This is a genomic window from Pseudomonas sp. DCB_AW (genome assembly GCF_026240895.1).
GTDB lineage: Bacteria > Pseudomonadota > Gammaproteobacteria > Pseudomonadales > Pseudomonadaceae > Aquipseudomonas > Aquipseudomonas kermanshahensis.
Window position 1 is genome coordinate 1 of the sequence record NZ_JAPFCE010000009.1, and the last position, 16,608, is coordinate 16,608.

Annotated in this window: 14 protein-coding genes; 6 read left to right on the forward strand and 8 right to left on the reverse strand. The window is 60.0% G+C overall.

The features are described from left to right. Window positions 1–353: 353 nt before the first annotated feature. Window positions 354–1,553 carry a formaldehyde dehydrogenase, glutathione-independent gene (gene fdhA / locus OO306_RS08130; RefSeq protein WP_027594311.1) on the forward strand — a complete coding sequence of 400 codons (1,200 nt, stop codon included), beginning with the start codon at window positions 354–356 and terminating at the stop codon, window positions 1,551–1,553. Between the two features lie 60 nt (window positions 1,554–1,613). Here fdhA and OO306_RS08135 read toward each other — a convergent pair whose 3' ends face one another. Both OO306_RS08135 and OO306_RS08140 read right to left on the reverse strand, forming a co-directional pair. Next, window positions 1,614–2,519 carry an RHS repeat-associated core domain-containing protein gene (locus tag OO306_RS08135; protein ID WP_265968302.1) on the reverse strand — a complete coding sequence of 302 codons (906 nt, stop codon included), beginning with the start codon at window positions 2,517–2,519 and terminating at the stop codon, window positions 1,614–1,616. 214 nt (window positions 2,520–2,733) lie between these two features. Then, complete coding sequence (locus tag OO306_RS08140) at window positions 2,734–3,642, reverse strand: RHS repeat-associated core domain-containing protein (RefSeq protein ID WP_265968303.1); 909 nt, start codon at window positions 3,640–3,642, stop codon at window positions 2,734–2,736. Window positions 3,643–3,972: 330 nt separating this feature from the next. On the opposite strand from OO306_RS08140, the gene OO306_RS08145 reads away from it, so the two are divergent. Further along, window positions 3,973–4,563 (forward strand): DUF2780 domain-containing protein, encoded by a 591-nt coding sequence (locus OO306_RS08145; RefSeq protein WP_265968304.1) that lies wholly within the window; start codon window positions 3,973–3,975, stop codon window positions 4,561–4,563. Window positions 4,564–4,635: 72 nt separating this feature from the next. On the opposite strand, the gene OO306_RS08150 is transcribed toward OO306_RS08145, so the two are convergent. The 3 genes from OO306_RS08150 to OO306_RS08160 form a co-directional block, all read right to left on the reverse strand. Beyond that, a complete protein-coding gene (locus OO306_RS08150) occupies window positions 4,636–5,313 on the reverse strand; it encodes an RHS repeat-associated core domain-containing protein (RefSeq protein WP_265968305.1) in 678 nt (225 codons plus the stop codon). 122 nt (window positions 5,314–5,435) lie between these two features. Continuing rightward, window positions 5,436–6,785, reverse strand: a complete 1,350-nt coding sequence (locus tag OO306_RS08155; RefSeq protein ID WP_265968306.1) for an APC family permease — start codon at window positions 6,783–6,785, stop codon at window positions 5,436–5,438. Between the two features lie 244 nt (window positions 6,786–7,029). Continuing rightward, window positions 7,030–7,917 carry an acyltransferase gene (locus tag OO306_RS08160; RefSeq protein ID WP_265968307.1) on the reverse strand — a complete coding sequence of 296 codons (888 nt, stop codon included), beginning with the start codon at window positions 7,915–7,917 and terminating at the stop codon, window positions 7,030–7,032. Between the two features lie 182 nt (window positions 7,918–8,099). On the opposite strand from OO306_RS08160, the gene OO306_RS08165 reads away from it, so the two are divergent. The 4 genes from OO306_RS08165 to creD all read left to right on the forward strand — a co-directional run bounded on the left by OO306_RS08165 (window position 8,100) and on the right by creD (window position 12,273). Further along, complete coding sequence (locus tag OO306_RS08165) at window positions 8,100–8,600, forward strand: ATP-dependent zinc protease (RefSeq protein ID WP_099428126.1); 501 nt, start codon at window positions 8,100–8,102, stop codon at window positions 8,598–8,600. Window positions 8,601–8,751: 151 nt separating this feature from the next. Continuing rightward, the gene (gene creB / locus OO306_RS08170) at window positions 8,752–9,432 is read left to right on the forward strand and encodes a two-component system response regulator CreB (RefSeq protein ID WP_265968309.1); all 681 of its coding nucleotides are present in this window, start codon (window positions 8,752–8,754) and stop codon (window positions 9,430–9,432) included. Further along, a complete protein-coding gene (gene creC / locus OO306_RS08175) occupies window positions 9,432–10,865 on the forward strand; it encodes a two-component system sensor histidine kinase CreC (RefSeq protein ID WP_265968310.1) in 1,434 nt (477 codons plus the stop codon). The genes creB and creC overlap by 1 nt, the downstream gene beginning before the upstream one ends. A gap of 79 nt (window positions 10,866–10,944) precedes the next feature. Next, window positions 10,945–12,273 carry a cell envelope integrity protein CreD gene (gene creD, locus OO306_RS08180; RefSeq protein ID WP_265968311.1) on the forward strand — a complete coding sequence of 443 codons (1,329 nt, stop codon included), beginning with the start codon at window positions 10,945–10,947 and terminating at the stop codon, window positions 12,271–12,273. A 148-nt stretch (window positions 12,274–12,421) separates the two neighbouring features. Here the strand turns inward: creD and OO306_RS08185 are convergent, their stop codons facing one another. The 3 genes from OO306_RS08185 to OO306_RS08195 form a co-directional block, all read right to left on the reverse strand. Next, window positions 12,422–13,045 (reverse strand): glutathione S-transferase N-terminal domain-containing protein, encoded by a 624-nt coding sequence (locus OO306_RS08185; RefSeq protein ID WP_265968313.1) that lies wholly within the window; start codon window positions 13,043–13,045, stop codon window positions 12,422–12,424. Window positions 13,046–13,048: 3 nt separating this feature from the next. Next, entirely contained in the window at window positions 13,049–13,717 is a 669-nt protein-coding gene (msrA, locus tag OO306_RS08190) for a peptide-methionine (S)-S-oxide reductase MsrA (RefSeq protein WP_085274042.1), read from the reverse strand. Window positions 13,718–13,882: 165 nt separating this feature from the next. Then, window positions 13,883–16,573, reverse strand: a complete 2,691-nt coding sequence (locus tag OO306_RS08195; protein WP_027594322.1) for a bifunctional diguanylate cyclase/phosphodiesterase — start codon at window positions 16,571–16,573, stop codon at window positions 13,883–13,885. Window positions 16,574–16,608 lie beyond the last annotated feature (35 nt).

The window sequence follows — 16,608 nt, forward strand, 5'->3', positions numbered from 1 at the left end:
AGCAATCGAGGATTGATCTACTAAACGCGGGCTTCGCCAGCGACACCGCTACGTGGTATCGCTGGCGAAGCTATGCCTAGCGGGGGCCAACTTCAAAAAAATCCTCAAAGACAGTTGCTCCTACAGGTGCACCGCCGCTTTCGAATGCGGCGCTGTACCTGTGGGAGCGGGTTTACCCGCGAATGGCCCAACACATTATCCCCTGCCGTAAAAAGGCATCCCCCTGTCGTTTTCAGTCAGCGCAACTCGCCCCATCAGGCCCACAATTCCCCTCATCCCAGTAACACATGCCGCCCATGGATGGCGGCGCTTCAACCAACGCTGCATAAATAAAAATCAAGCGAGGTAAGAGCATGTCTGGCAATCGTGGAGTGGTGTATCTCGGCGCCGGCAAGGTCGAGGTGCAGAAGATCGACTACCCGAAAATGCAGGACCCGCGCGGCAAGAAGATTGAACACGGCGTGATTCTCAAGGTGGTCTCCACCAACATCTGCGGCTCCGACCAGCACATGGTCCGCGGCCGTACCACTGCCCAGGTCGGCCTGGTTCTGGGCCACGAAATCACCGGTGAAATCGTCGAGTTGGGGCGTGATGTCGAACGCCTGAAAAAAGGCGACCTGGTGTCGGTACCGTTCAACGTCGCCTGCGGCCGCTGCCGCTCCTGCAAAGAAATGCACACCGGCGTCTGCCTCACTGTAAACCCGGCCCGCGCCGGCGGTGCCTACGGCTACGTCGACATGGGCGACTGGACCGGTGGCCAGGCCGAGTACGTGCTGGTGCCGTACGCTGACTTCAACCTGCTGAAACTGCCGGATCGCGACAAGGCCATGGAAAAAATCCGTGACCTGACCTGCCTGTCCGACATTCTGCCCACCGGCTACCACGGCGCCGTGACGGCGGGCGTAGGCCCAGGCAGCACCGTTTACGTCGCGGGCGCCGGCCCGGTTGGCCTGGCCGCTGCTGCCTCGGCACGCCTGCTGGGCGCTGCCTGCGTAATCGTCGGTGACCTCAACCAGGCCCGCTTGGCGCACGCCAAGTCGCAGGGCTTCGAAGTGGTCGACCTGTCCAAGGACACCCCGCTGCACGAGCAGATCATCGACATTCTCGGTGAGCCGGAAGTGGACTGCGCCGTCGATGCCGTTGGTTTCGAGGCCCGCGGCCATGGCCACGAGGGTGCCAAGCATGAAGCCCCGGCCACCGTGCTGAACTCGCTGATGCAGGTTACCCGCGTTGCCGGCAGCATCGGTATCCCGGGCCTGTACGTGACTGAAGACCCGGGCGCCTCCGATGCCGCTGCCAAGATCGGCGCCCTGAGCATCCGCTTTGGCCTGGGGTGGGCAAAATCGCACAGCTTCCACACCGGCCAGACCCCGACCATGAAGTACAACCGCCAGCTGATGCAGGCGATCATGTGGGACCGTATCAACATTGCTGAGGTGGTTGGTGTGCAGGTGATCAACCTCGACCAGGCGCCGGAAGGGTATGGCGAGTTTGATGCGGGTGTGCCGAAGAAGTTTGTGATCGACCCGCACAAGATGTGGGGCGCGGCGTAATTTAAGTTGAGATAAAAGCCCCTCGAATGAGGGGCTTTTTTCTAGACACACACATGCTATTCATTCATGGCGATGTGACGGCGCACTTGGAAACTCGTCAGTGGGTTGCCTAATTTGGCTAGCCATTGAACTGAACGGACTGTTCTGTGCCGCACCCCAGCTCCTGACGTGGTACGGAAGTTGGGGCAGCGAGTCAGCGCTGGGGCTGCGTGAGACTGAAGGGGTGCTATCGACTGATAGCACTGGCGATGCTATAGGCGTGTTGAGTGTTGCAGGAGATGAATTTCGCCTGGTCGTGGTCAGGACGGCAAGTTGCGGTTCAGCAGGTGGCCGAGAAGCAATGTGGGGCAAGCTATAGTAATGGCCTTGCACATGATTATGTTGGGAAGCGGGTGGTGGTGTGGGCCTCGGTTGCGCTGTGGGTTTTGGACCAATAGCAACGGCCATATTCTCGTTGACTTTGTATCTTTGGCCATTTCCTATAACAACCTGCTCCATATGTCGCCTCATATGTCCACTTGGGTCGACAAAGTTGATGGGGTCACCCCCACAGTAGCAATAAGCATTCAAGCCACCTTTTCCGAATGGGCTCCAGTTGTCTGCAGCACAAAAACGTCTAAGACGAGGAGAGTAGCTGCGCAATCCAAGGCCCAGCAGGTAACTGGCCGAATCTGGCTCGTAAGCTTCGCCATTAAAGCCAGTCGTTGTTCGCATCGAGGGCAAGGTCGGATCGTGGCCGTAGGCTGAGAAATTATGGCCTTCCAGGCCATCTGCAACTTGAACGCTGAACACGGACCCCTTGTCATCGGTTGCGAGTACCCCCCCGCCAGACATTTCGCCCGTCTGCACCTCGGCCAGGGGCATATCCGCATTGCGGAAGATGGCGTGGAGTTGTTCGCCTCGTTTGACGGTGATCAGCTTGTCGCCCTGGTAGAAGAAAAGCGAACGGTTCGATGCTTTGCTCATGATTCAGGTCTCTGCTGCTCTGGATGTATAAGGAGTGCCTGAAGCCCATTTTGAACAGCTGCAAGAATTTCGATACTGGCAGAAATAACAGTTTTACAGCTTCCCCAGAACTGCCTCATAACCTGTGGGGTTTGCCCGCGAAGCGGCCAGCCCTGCCAACCCATGACTCAGCGCATCATCCCCAGCTCGGCATTAGCATCGCCAAATCTATGTGTTACTCATCTCTGATGACAGAAATTTCATACTCCAAGCTATTTATTTTTCTATCTAGAGATGAAATTTTTTGATCAAGTTTTATGTTGGCATTATTGAGTTCGTACATGTTCTGAACTCCTGGATTTACGTTGTAAAAGTTTTTTACAGCGCTTTCAGCTTTTTGTGCGTCGACGATTTGCTTGAACGCAGCGTCAGAGTTCGAGTGACCGCGCGCTGCTATTTCATTTTTAAATCGGGCGTTTTGTAAATGCTCATCCAATTTTTTAAGCTTGCCTGGCTTGTGGTATAAATAATTCAAAACCTTGTTTTGATTTTCTCTCAGGAGAGTTTCCTGCGGATTCAGCTTGGCGCGTTCTTGTTTTAATTCTTTTAGCTTAAGCGTCATAGGGCTTTCTGACGGCAAAGGTTTGCGGGTGGTAGTGCCTGCCGAATCGTATTTTTTTCCTGGGGGGGCATGACCTGAGGGGTCTAAGTGATTAATGGGGTCTCCGGCGCAATAGGTATATGCGTTAATGCCTCCGTCATCGAAGGGGCTTAGCGAATCAGGAGATAAAAATCGCATCAGTATGGGACTAAACACCCGATAGCCATTGCCCAGTACATAGCTTTCAGACCCTGTGTCGAGCCGTTCTGCATTAAAACCTAAGACAGTGCTTGACGAGGGGAGAGTTGGATCGTAACCGTAAGCAGTGAATGCATGGACTTCTGTTTTTGGGGGGGCATGCAACCTGAGCACCGAACCGCCATTTTCTACTGCCAACAGTCCAGTACCCAATAGTGTATCGGTATTTCGTTGTGCAAGTGGAATGTCAGGAGTTTGTATGCTCCTGAATATTTGGCCACCTTGCTGTACGCTGGAGAGCTTGCCGCTTTGGTAGAAGTAATGGACAGTGCCTTCGCGTTTCATGGTACATCCATAATAATTTGTGAGAAATGTAATGCTTTGATAAATGTAGCTATGCGTTATTGGTTTAACAACTAGCAAAAATGATAGGTGCTTGGGTCGAGCGATCACCACCAGGCTGGGAGCTAGGTGTACGGTCCCGGAATGAGAGGGTGCGGATTGACAGTGAGGGTTGGGCCTGTCAGTTAGCGGGGCCGCTGCGCGGCCCTTCGCGGGCAAGCCCGCACACAGAGGGTACGCGACATACCCCGATACGCGGCCTGGAACAAACCACCAATCCTCCAGTCGAATGCCTCGTTTCCCAGGCCATCCCGGCCCACGAGGTCCCTCCCGATGAAAGCATTCACCCTGGCAACCCTGGCAACCCTGGCAACCCTGATGACCCTGGCCGCAAGCCCGGTGTTCGCCTTCAACCTCAGCGATGCCGCCAATGCCGTGTCGGCCATGCAGAACCAAAAACAACAGGGCCAGGTCCAGGCGCCCGAGGCGCAGGCCAATTTGCTCAATACCTTGGGTAGTGAACTCAAGATCACCCCGGAACAGGCCGTGGGCGGGGCGGGGGCGATGCTGGGTTTGGCGCGCAATAACCTGAGTTCCGACGACTACGGTCAGCTGACCAAAGCTGTGCCTGGGCTGGACTTGCTGTCCGGTGCCAATGCGTTGGGCGGGTTGAGCGGGCTGGGTGAGCTGCTGGGCAAGAACAGCGAAAGCCAGTCGGCGTTGAACAATGCGCTGGGCAACAACGTGGAGAACCGCAGTGACCTGGACAGCGCGTTCAAGGCGCTGGGCATGGATACCGGGATGATCGGGCAGTTTGCGCCGTTGATTCTGCAGTACCTGGGGCAGCAGGGGATTGCCGGGTCGTTGCTGCAGAATCTGGGGAGTTTGTGGACTACGCCGACCGTAACCCCGCCGTCTGTTTGATTGACGTCGAATAGATTAGTAGATAAAGAGGCAGTAGGTCTAAGCTGCCTCTGATGTATAACTGATGAGTTTTCAACTCTCGCCTTGTCTCACATTTTTAGTGATGTTAGCTGGCTGTTGGATTTGAGGGCCAAGCGTCTTGCTCGGAGTTTGTTCGGGTGTGTAGAGCTTGTTAAGAGCGTCGTCGCTCGCTTTTATAGCTTCGGACTGCACGTCATAAGCTTTATCTAATTCTCCGGCTAGTTCAATATTTCCGACGCTCATGGCTTCTTGTATTTCATGTCTTATTTTCCCCAAGTTTGCAATTTTTAGTTCTCGTTTTTCTACAAGTGTTCTTGTCATGTCTTTTGGAATAGGTTTGGTCGTGGGTTTTCTGTGCGTGCTCAACGTCGGGGTTTTGGCGTTGGCAGCAACAGGTGTGTAATTCATTTGAGTTTCTTTTCCTCGGCTAAACATATGCCCGCTAGGGTCAACGTTGTTGATCGGGTCGTCGCCGCAGTAGCAATATGAGCCGAGGCCTCCTTTGTCAAATGGGCTAAAGCTGTCTGGTGATATAAATCTCATGAGCACAGTGCTGTAGACCCGATAACCATTTCCCAGAAAGTATCCGTCAAGCAGTAGCTCTAGCCATTCGCCTGCATAAGCGATCCGCGAGCCAGCGTTAACGGCTGCTCGATAGCCATAGGGTGTATAGCTTGAATAACTACCTGCAGGTGATGGAAATATGTTGTGCGGTTTAGCGGTTCTCATGGCTGCCGTCTCATGTTGGCGAATCCTTAGCATGAGGCAGTGCCATTTTTCGTACTACTAGCAAAAAAACTAGGTAATTTAGTAACGAAATTCTAGGTAGGGCCGTCCATGGCCATGGTTAATCAGCTCGCTTCTGAGAAAGTTACAAGTTGCACAGGGCGGCGGAAGCCGGCCGTCAGTAACGCCAGGTACGCCAGTCCGAAGGCAAACCAGCACAGGCCAATCACCAAGGTCAGCGCCGAGAGGCTGGTCCACAGCCATAACGTCAGCGCCAACCCCACCAACGGCACCAGGCCATAGCACAGCAGCCCCTTGAGGTTACGCTGGGCCCCGTCATCCATCAGGTGCGTCTTCACCACCGCCAGGTTCACCGCCGAGAACGCTACCAGTGCGCCAAAGCTGATCAGCGAGGCGAGGGTGGACAGGTCGATCACCAGCGCCAACAGCGAAAACGCCGACACCAGCAAAATGGCGAACACCGGCGTGCCAAAACGCGGCGACAGGTAACCGAACGTGCGCTGCGGCAGCACATTGTCGCGCCCCATGGTGAACAGGATGCGCGACACCGCTGCCTGCGAGGCCAGTGCCGAACCCAGGCTGCCGGCGACGAAGGCGGCGGTAAAGAAGTTGGCGAGGAATTGCCCGCCTGCCTTGAACATTACTTCATTGGCCGCCGCATCGGCGTTTGCAAAGGTGCTGCCCGGCAGCACCAGCTGGCTGACGTAGGCCAGCGCGGTGAACAGTACGCCTGCGAAGAGCGTGGTGAGGATGATCGCCCGTGGCACGTCGCGGCGGGCATCGCGGCATTCTTCGGCCAGGGTGGAGACGGCATCGAAGCCGAGGAACGACAGGCACAGTACTGCGGCGCCCGCCATCAGCGGGCCGAAGCCAGGTTGTGTGCCGTCACCCATCAGCGGCGAGAGCAGGTCTAGCGGTTGGCCGGCCAGGGTCTGGCAGGACAAGGCCACGAATACCCCGATAAACACGATCTGCGCACCGACGATCAGGTTGCTGGTTTTAGCCACCGAGTTGATGCCGACCACGTTGAGCACGGTCACCAGGGCGATGGAGGCGAGCACGAAGGCCCAGGCGGGCACAGCCGGGAAGGCGATGTTGAGGAACAGGCCGATCAGCAGGTAGTTGATCATCGGCAGGAACAAGTAATCGAGCAGCAGCGACCAACCGGCCAGGAAACCAACGTTCTGGCCGAAGGCCATGTTGGTGTAGGAGTACGCCGAGCCCGCAACCGGGAAGCGTTTGACCATGAAACTGTAGGACGCGGCGGTGAACAGCATGGCCACCAGCGTAACCAGGTAGGCGCCAGCGGTGCGGCCACCGGTGAGTTCGGTGACGATGCCGTAGGTGGTGAAGATGGTCAGCGGGACCATGTACACCAGGCCGAAGAAGACCAGGGCGGGCAGGCCCAGGACACGGCGAAGCTGGGGCGGGGCGGAGCTAGATTGGTTGGCCATCGATCGATCCAGGCATTTTTGTAGTTGTGCTTTGGTCGATTTTTATCCACTTAGGTGGGCGATGACAAAAAAGTATTACTTATTCTAATTATTAGTCCTGGTTTTAATTGAGGCTTTGCTGCGCCTGTGTTGGCCTCTTCGCGGGTGAACCCGCTCCTACAGGTACTGCGCAAAGCTCAAGGCCTGTTCAATCCCTGTGGGAGCGGGTTCACCCGCGAAGAGGCCGATACAGGCCATGGAAATCTCAGTTCATTTCTGCCCGCAACAACTCAATCCGCTGGTCCTTTTCGAGCCACAGCTGGTTCACCCAGGCCTGTACGGTCTGCCGGAACTCAGGATCATTCTCGTAATCCCCATCCCACAGAGCCGGCTCCAGTTCACGCACCTGAATGTCGATAATCACCCGGCTGATGCTGCCATTGAGCAAGGCCCAGAACCCCGGCGCCTGGTTGCCGGGATAGACGATGGTCACGTCCAGCAGTGCGTCCAGTTGCTCGCCCAGCGCTGCCAGCACGAATGCCACGCCGCCTGCCTTTGGCTTGAGCAGATAGCGATAGGGCGATTGCTGTTCGCGGTGCTTGGCCTCGGTGAAGCGGGTGCCTTCAAGATAATTGACCACCGTCACCGGCTGACGCTTGAACAGCTCGCAGGCGGCCTTGGTGATTTCCAGGTCCTTGCCCTTGAGCTCGGGGTGCTTGTCCAGAAACGCCTTGCTGTAGCGCTTCATGAACGGGTAATCCAGCCCCCACCAGGCCAGGCCCAGCAGTGGCACCCAAATCAGCTCCTTCTTGAGGAAGAACTTGAAGAACGGCGTGCGGCGGTTGAGGCTTTCGATCAGCGCGGGGATGTCGACCCAGGTCTGGTGATTGCTCACGGCCAGGTACGAGGTGTCCTTGCGCAGGCGGTCAACGCCGCGGATATCCCACTGGGTGGGGATGCACAGGGCGAAAATCGCCTTGTCGATCTCTGACCAGGTTTCGGCGACCCACATCACCGCCGCAGAGGCATAGTCACGGCCACGGCCCGGCAGCACCAGCTTGAGCAGGGCAAAGACCAGCAGCGGGCAGATCAACACCACGGTGTTGAGCAGCAGCAGGAGGGTTGTGAGAATGCCGGTCAGCAGGCGACGCATAAAGGAACTCTTGTAGTGAGATAAAAACAGCCGGCAATGATAAGCAGCGATGCGGCCTACGCCAAATGCCCAATGCCCAGCGGCGAGGACAAATGTTTCACATTGTGTTGATTACCGTGTACAGACGAACCTATTCAACTCATGCAGTCTAAGCACTGTCTGCACTCAAGGAAGCGTAACCCGTGAAATCACTGCTTGCCCTGTTGTCACTGTTCGCCTTGCCGGTCATGGCCGCCGAGCCGACGATTTATGGCCGTTACGAAAACATCGCCCTGCCGGAGATTGGCGAGACCTTGAAGGCCAAGATGGACACCGGTGCCTTCACCGCATCGCTGTCGGCCAAGGACATCGAGCTGTTCACCCGCGATGGCGATGAGTGGGTACGCTTCCGCCTGGCGACCAAAGAGTCCGACGGCAAGGTCTACGAGCACAAGGTCTCGCGCATCAGCAAGATCAAGGGCCGTGCCGACGAAGAGGAAGAGGGCGATGCGCCGGAAATCTCCAAGCGCCCGGTGGTCGACCTGGAGCTGTGCCTGGGTGATGTGAAGCGCACGGTTGAAGTGAACCTGGTGGACCGCAGCAGTTTCAACTACCCGCTGTTGATTGGCTCCAAGGCGTTGCGTGAGTTCAAGGCAGCGGTCAACCCGGCCAAGAAGTTCACCGCCGGCAAGCCGGACTGCTGACCAAAATTTCACCCGTTCCTCCGTGTAGGAGCAGCCTTGTGCTGCGAAGAGTCCATGCCAGACGCAGCAAATGTGCTGACGATACCGGCCTTTTCGCAGCACAAGGCTGCTCCTACAATGTCCAGCTACGCCCCCAGCCAGGCCGGACACCATGCCCCATATCCTCATCGTCGAAGACGAAGCCGCCATCGCCGACACTCTGGTCTACGCCCTGCAGGCCGACGGCCACAGCACCGAGTGGGTGACCCTGGGCAGCGCCGCCCTCGACCAGCAGCGCCAGCGCCCGGCCGACCTGATCATCCTCGACATCGGCCTGCCCGATATCAGTGGTTTCGAAACATGCCGCCAACTGCGCCGCTTCAGCGAGGTGCCGGTGATGTTCCTCAGCGCCCGCGATGGCGAAATCGACCGGGTGGTGGGCCTGGAGATCGGCGCCGACGACTACGTGGTCAAACCCTTCAGCCCCCGCGAGGTGGCGGCACGGGTGCGGGCCATCCTTAAACGCATGGCACCACGTGTTGAGCCCGTCGCGGCGGCAACGCTGTTCCAGCTCGACACCCTGCGCATGCAGATCAGCTACCGTAACCAGCCGCTGAGCCTGACCCGCCACGAGTTTCGTTTGCTGCAGTGCCTGCTGGAACACCCCCAGCGGGTGTTCAGCCGCGAGCAACTGCTCGATGCCCTGGGCGTGGCGTCTGACGTGGGCTACGAGCGCACCATCGATAGCCACATCAAGAGCCTGCGCGCCAAGCTGCGCCTGGTCGCCAGCGAGGCAGAACCGATACAGACCCACCGCGGCCTCGGCTACAGTTACAGCCCGGATCACGCCTGATGCGCCTGGGCATCCGGATCTTCCTGGTGTACTTCCTGTTCGTCGGGCTGGCGGGGTACTTCCTGCTAAACACGGTGCGCGAACAGATCCGCCCGGTGGTGCGCCAATCGTCCGAAGAAACCTTGGTCGACACCGCCAACCTGCTGGCGGAGATCCTGCACGATGCCGTCAAGGCCGGCACCCTCGGGCAAAGCCGCTTGCCCGAAGTACTCAAGGCTTACGGTTCGCGCAGCCCGGGCGCGCAGATCTGGGGCTTGGCGAAGAACCAGGTCAGCCACCGCATCTACGTGACCGACGCCAAAGGCATCGTGCTGCTCGACTCCAGCGGTGAGGACCTGGGCAAGGATTACTCGAAGTGGAATGACGTTTACCTCACCCTGCGCGGCGAGTACGGCGCCCGCTCCACGCGCAGTGTCGCCGATGACGAAAGCACTTCGGTGATGCATGTGGCCGCGCCGATCATCGAAGACGGCCAGATCATCGGCGTGGTTACCGTGGCCAAGCCCAACAGCTCGCTGCAACCCTACATCGACCGCTCCGAGCAGCGTTTGCTCACGTTGGGCCTGGGCTTGATCGGCCTGGGCTTGTTGATTGGCGCAGCGCTGTCGTGGTGGCTGGCGCGCTCGCTGCGCAGGCTGGCTCGTTACGCCCAGGCGGTCAGCGAAGGTGAGCGGGCGGCGCTGCCGCATTACAAGGGCGGTGAGCTGGCGCACTTGGCCAATGCAGTGGAGCGCATGCGCACGCAGCTGGAAGGCAAGGCCTACGTCGAGCGCTATGTGCACACCTTGACCCACGAACTGAAAAGCCCACTGGCGGCCATCCGCGGAGCCTCCGAGCTGCTGCAGGGCGATATGCCGGCCGAACAGCGGGCGCGCTTTGCCGGCAACATCGAGCGCGAAAGCGAGCGCCTGCAGCAGATGATCGAACGCCTGCTCAACCTCGCCCGCGTGGAGCAGATGCAAGCGCTGGAGGATGAACAGCAGGTGGCGTTGGCGGCACTGGTCGACGAATTGCTGTTGGCCCATGCGGCACGCATCGAAGCGGCAGGCCTGCAGGTGCGGCAGCGGGTGCCGGCCGGTTTGCGGTTGTTGTGCGATCCGTTTCTGATGCGCCAGGCGTTGGCCAACCTGCTCGACAATGCGCTGGACTTTACCCCGGCCGGTGGGGCGTTGTTGTTCGAGCTTGAGCGCGACGGTGGGCGGGTGGCGTTGAGCCTGTTCAACCAGGGGCAGGCGATACCGGCGTATGCCATTGGGCGGGTGAGTGAGCGGTTTTACTCGCTGCCGCGGCCGGGGAGTGGGCGCAAGAGCACTGGGCTGGGGCTGAATTTTGTAGCCGAGGTGATGCAGCTGCATGGCGGTTCGCTTGCAGTCGATAACGTCGATGGCGGTGTGCGGGTAAGGTTGTGGCTGCCGGTGCGGCGTATCAGCTGAAAACACCGAATCTCCACACAGTCTCCCCAAGGTCTCCACGCAAGGCGCAGACACTGCGCCCACTGCCAAAGGAGGCCCTATGAACAAGACCCTTGGATTCAAGCTCGGCATGATTGCCCTGCTGATGGTGCTATTGCTGATCCCCCTGCTGATGATCAACGGCCTCATCGACGAGCGCCAGACCTTGCGTGACAGTGTGGTGCGTGACATCGCCCAGAGCGCCAGCTTCGACCAGCAACTCAGTGGCCCGCTGCTGGTGGTGCCTTACCGCAAGTACCAGCGCCGCTGGATCGACAAGGACGGCGAGCGTACCCAGGAGACCAGCAGCATCGCCGGCCACCTGTACTTCCTGCCGGAAACCTTCGAGGCCGATCTGGGTGTCGACACCGAGCTGCGTTCTCGCGGCATCTACCAGGCGCGGCTGTTTCACGCCAAAGGCCGCATCAGTGGTCGCTTCAAGCTCCCCGAACGCTGGGGCATCGACAAGGATTTCGAAGACTACCGGTTCGACAAGCCCTTTCTGGTGGTGGGCATCAGCGACATTCGTGGCATCGAGAATGGCCTGGAGCTGACGCTCGACGAGCGCAAGTTGCCCTTCGAAGCGGGGACCGGGCTCGACTGGATGCGCGGTGGCGTGCATGCCAGCGTGCCAGGGCTGGATGGCCTGCAAGCGCGGGAGTTCAGCTACGGCTTCGACCTGGCGCTGCAAGGCACTGGCCAGTTGCAGGTGTTGCCGGTTGGCCGTACCAGCAGTGTCGATATGCACGCCAACTGGCCGCACCCAAGCTTCATCGGCAGTTACCTGCCCAGCCGTCGCGACATCGATGCCCAAGGCTTCACTGCCCATTGGCAGACGTCGTTCTTCGCCACCAACCTTGAAGATGCCCTGCGCCAGTGCGCCACGGCCGGGCACTGTGAGGACTTCAGCGAGCGCACCTTTGGCGTCAGCTTTGTCGACCCGGTTGATCAGTACCTGAAGAGCGAGCGGGCGATCAAATACGCATTGCTGTTCATTGCCCTGACCTTTGCCGGCTTCTTCCTGTTCGAGGTGCTGAAGAACCTCAGCGTGCACCCGGTGCAGTACATCCTGGTGGGTGTGGCGTTGGCGTTTTTCTACCTGCTGTTGCTGTCGATGTCCGAACACATCGGCTTTGGCCCGGCGTATGGGCTGTCGGCTTTGGCCTGTGTGTTGCTGATTGGCTTCTACCTGAGCCACGTGCTGCGCAGCCTGGGGCGTGGGGTTGGGTTTGCGGCGGGGTTAGCGGCGTTGTACGGGATGCTTTATGGGCTGCTCAGCGCCGAGGACTACGCGCTGTTGATGGGGTCGTTGCTGTGCTTTGGTTTGTTGGGCGTGTTCATGGTGCTGACCCGGCGGCTGGACTGGGCGCGGGTGGGGAGGGCGGCATGAGGGAGGACAGAGAGCTTGGGCGGTGGTTGGCGCGCAGGATTGGGGAGTTGTTTCCTGTGATACCGAGGTAAGGCATTCGCAGCACAAGGCTGCTCCTACAGGGCGCGCGTTACCGTGTAGGAGCAGCCTTGTGCTGCGAAGAGGCCCGTCAGGCCGCTGGAGAGGTAGCAACCATCGACGGCCGCTGGACCACCTCGGCATACCACTTCGCCAGCCCTGGCTGGCGCTCACGCCAACCAAATTCAGGCTGACGCAAATCCAGATAACCCAGCGCACAGGCAACACCAATGGCAGCCAGATCAAAGCCCGAGATCAGCTCCGCCAGATGTTCCTGTTCCAGGTTGGCCAGGCTGCGGCGGATCTTGTCACCCTGCGCCTCGAGCCAGCCATCCCAACGCTTGTCCTCAGGCCGCAGGAAGCTCTCATAGCGGCTCGACACCGCCGCATCCATGATCGCATCAGCCTGCGACGCCAAGGTCATGCGCCGCCAGCGCGCCGAGCCTTCACGCGGCAGCAATGGCAGGCCGACGTGCTGCAGGTCGAGGTACTCGCAAATCACCCGGCTGTCGTGCAGCACCGTGCCGTCGTCCAGGCGCAGGGCCGGGATCTTGCCGATCGGGTTGCCCTGGTTGAGCTGGTCATCACCACTCACGGGGCTGATGTTCACCGGCTGCAGGGTGACGCGGTCAAGCTGGCCGGTCTCGTGCAGCACCACCATGACCTTGCGCACGAAGGGCGACAGCGGCGAGTGGAACAGGGTCATCGTGGCCATGGTTCAGTTGCCCTGCAGGCTGGGTGGCAGGCACACACCGGTACCGCCAATACCGCAGTAGCCGTCCGGGTTCTTGGCCAGGTACTGCTGGTGGTAGGCTTCGGCGAAGTACACGGTCGGGGCCTGGTCGATCTCGGTGGTGATCTCACCGAAACCGGCCTTGTTCAGCTCGGCCTGGAAGGCGTCGCGGCTGGCCTTGGCTTCTTCGAGCTGCTGCGGCGAGGTGCAGTAGATGGCCGAGCGGTACTGGGTGCCGACGTCGTTGCCCTGGCGCATGCCCTGGGTTGGGTTGTGCAGTTCCCAGAACATGGCCAGCAGCTCGCGGTAGCTGACTTTGTCCTTGTCGAACACCACTAGCACCACTTCGGTGTGGCCGGTCAGGCCGGAACAGACTTCTTCGTACGTGGGGTTGGGGGTGAAGCCGCCGGCATAGCCGACCACCGTGCTGACCACGCCTTCACGCTGCCAGAAGCGGCGCTCGGCGCCCCAGAAGCAGCCCAGGCCGAAGATGGCGAAGTCGATGGCACCTTCGAAGAAGGGGCCGAGCAGCGGGGTGCCTTCGAACACATAGTGGAACTCGGGCAGCGACATTGGCGTTTCGCGGCCAGGCAGGGCCTGCTCCGCGGTTGGCATGACGTTTTTGTTCACCAGGATTTCCGAACGCAGGACCATGGCCGTTCCTCTGTATGTCAGGTAGATAGGTGCTGGGGCATTCGCGGGCAAGCCCGCTCCCACAGGTACCGCACAGGTATCAAAGGTTGTGATGACCCTGTGGGAGCGGGCTTGCCCGCGAAGAGGCCCTTATGGGCTCTATAGTGCCCGAGGTTAACGCTGCTGTCAGGCCATTGGACCGCGCGGATAGCGCTTCAGTCGCTCGGCCAGTTCACGCCCCGGAATCGGCCGATCGAACAGGTACCCCTGGCCCACGTCGCACCGGTGCCTGCGCAGAAACGCCAGCTGCGCCGGGGTCTCGATCCCTTCGGCAACCACCTTGAGCTTGAGGTTGTGGGCCATGGCCACCACCGCCGAGGTGATTTCCATGTCGTCCTGGTTATCCGGGATTTCGTTGATGAAGCTGCGGTCGATCTTGATGATGTCGATCGGAAACTTCTTCAAGTAGCTCAACGACGAATAGCCCGTGCCGAAATCGTCCATCGCCAGGGTCAGGCCCAGGGCCTTGAGCTCGTCGAGCTGGCGGTGGGTGTCTTCGGTCGCTTCCAGCAGCAGGCCTTCGGTCAGTTCCAACTCCAGCAGGTGCGAGGGCAGCGCTTCTTCCTTGAGGATCGAACTGATCGAGGCTACCAGGTCCGGGTCGGAGAATTGCTTGGGCGACAGGTTGATGGCCACGTGCAAGTTGCCCAGGCCGGCCTCGCGCAGTTGCTGGCTCATGCGGCACGACTGGCGCACCACCCACTTGCCGATTGGGATGATCAGGCCGGTTTCCTCGGCCACGCTGATGAACTGGTCCGGGCGGATCATGCCGCGCTCGGGGTGGTTCCAGCGCAGCAGTGCTTCCAACCCTAGCAGGCGGCCGCTGCGCAGGCACAGCTTGGGCTGGTAGAACACTTCCAGTTCGTTCTGGGTCAGGGCGCGGCGCAGGTTGTTCTCGACGAACAGCTTGTAACTGGCCTCGGCATTGAGCACTTCGGTAAACACCTGCACCTGGTGCTTGCCGTTGGCCTTGGCCTTGTGCAGCGCCAGGCCTGCGTTTTTCATCAGGCTCGCCGGGTCGATGCCGTGCAGCGGCGCGCAGGCAAGGCCCACCGAGGCGGTGACGTTGATCAGCTGGTTGTCGACGAACATCGGCTTGTCGAGGGTGTGCAGCAACTGCTGGGCGACGTCCTGGCCGTCTTCCAGGCGGGTGTCGTCGAGCAGCACAGCGAACTCGTTGCTGGCGAAACGCGCCAGGATGCCACCGGCGCTTAGGCTGTTGCGCAGTCGGCGGGCCAGGCTGACCAACAGCTTGTCGCCGGTCTGGTGGCCGAGGCTGTCGTTGATGCGCTTGAAGTTGTCGATGTCTACCAGCAGCAAGCACATCGAGCTCTCGCTGTTACGGGCAAAGCGCTCGTCGAGGCTGCGGATGAACGCCGGGCGGTTGCCCAGGTTGGTCAGGTTGTCGGTGTAGGCCAGGCGCTCGATGCGCTGTTGGGCCAGCTTGGTCTGGGTGACGTCTTCGTAGATGCCGATGTAGTGGGTCAGCTCACGGTTGTCGCCATACACCTTGGATATCGACAGTTGGCCCCAGTAGGGCTCGAGGTTTTTGCGCCGGCTCTTGAATTCGCCTTGCCAGCTGTTGCCCATGGCCAGGCTCGATGGCGAATCGAACAGCAGCTCGCTGAGGTTTTCCAGGGCTGGCAGCTCGGCCAGTTGGCGGCCCTGCACTTCATCGGTGCTGTACTGGGTGATCGCCGTGAAGCTTGGATTGACGTATTCCACCACACCGTCGCGGTTGACCAGCAAAAAGGCACTGGCGCTTTGTTCCACGGCGCGCTGGAACAGGTGCAGGGCGCTGGCCGCAGTGCGTCGGTTGTGGTTGGTGATGACCTGGGCGAACTGGTCGGCCAGCTCACCGGCAAAGGCGATTTCATCGGACTGCCAGGCACGCGGCTGGCCACTTTGCTCCAGGCACAACACCCCGATTACCTGGCCATCGACGCGCACGCTGGCATCGAGCATGGCTTTGTTGTCGGGGCACAGGCTCTGCGTCAGGGCGCGGGTGCGCGGGTCGTGGTTGGCGTTGTGGGCGTCGATGGCGCGGCTGGCGTGGAGGGCGTCGAGGTAGTCGGGAAAGTGGCTGGCATCGATGGCTTCTGGCAGGCGATGCTCCTGCTCGTGGCGGTACCAGGCACTGATCGGCTCCAGGCGCTGGCCTTCCAGGTGCCAGATGCTGGCGCTGTCGACCTTGTAGATTTCGCAGGCGCTCTGGGTGATCAGCTCGGCGGCTTCGAGCAGCGAGTTCTCTGCGCTGTAACGCTGGCGGGCCAGGCGCAGGATCAGGTCTTGCTGGCCGCGCACACGCTCCAGGTGTTCAAGCTGTTCTTGCTGGGCGCGCTGGTTGAGCTGCAGGGCCAATTGCAGGCGGTTGTTGCGCGATTCCAGGTCACTGGCGTCAGGGTCGGCGGCGTCTTCGGGCGGGTCGTCGAGTACGCTCAGGTAGCCGCGCAGCAGTTGCCGGTTGTGTTGCCTGTAGGCTTCCCCGGCCTCCAGCAGGCGCAGTGACGCGCCAGGTGCATGCAAGGTGTAGCGCACGCGGTAGTAGCCACGCCGGGCAAGCTGCGACTGGATCTCGTCGTGCAGCCTGTAGCGGGCTTCGGGTTCCATCAGGCTGGCATAGGGCGAATCGACCAAGGCGCACAGCTCGCCTGCCTGCAGGCCGAACTGGCGTTCGCAGGTGGGGTCGAGGTAGAGCATGGCCCAGGTGGCTTCGTTGAGCCTTTCGAAACGCAGCATGCCGAGCCGCGAGGGCACGGGTAGCTGCGTGACGACCTCGGCCGCCACACGGCTGGCGGCATCGGGTTGGCTTTTCATCGAAGACTCGCTTGAAGAGGGAAACACGGCCTGGT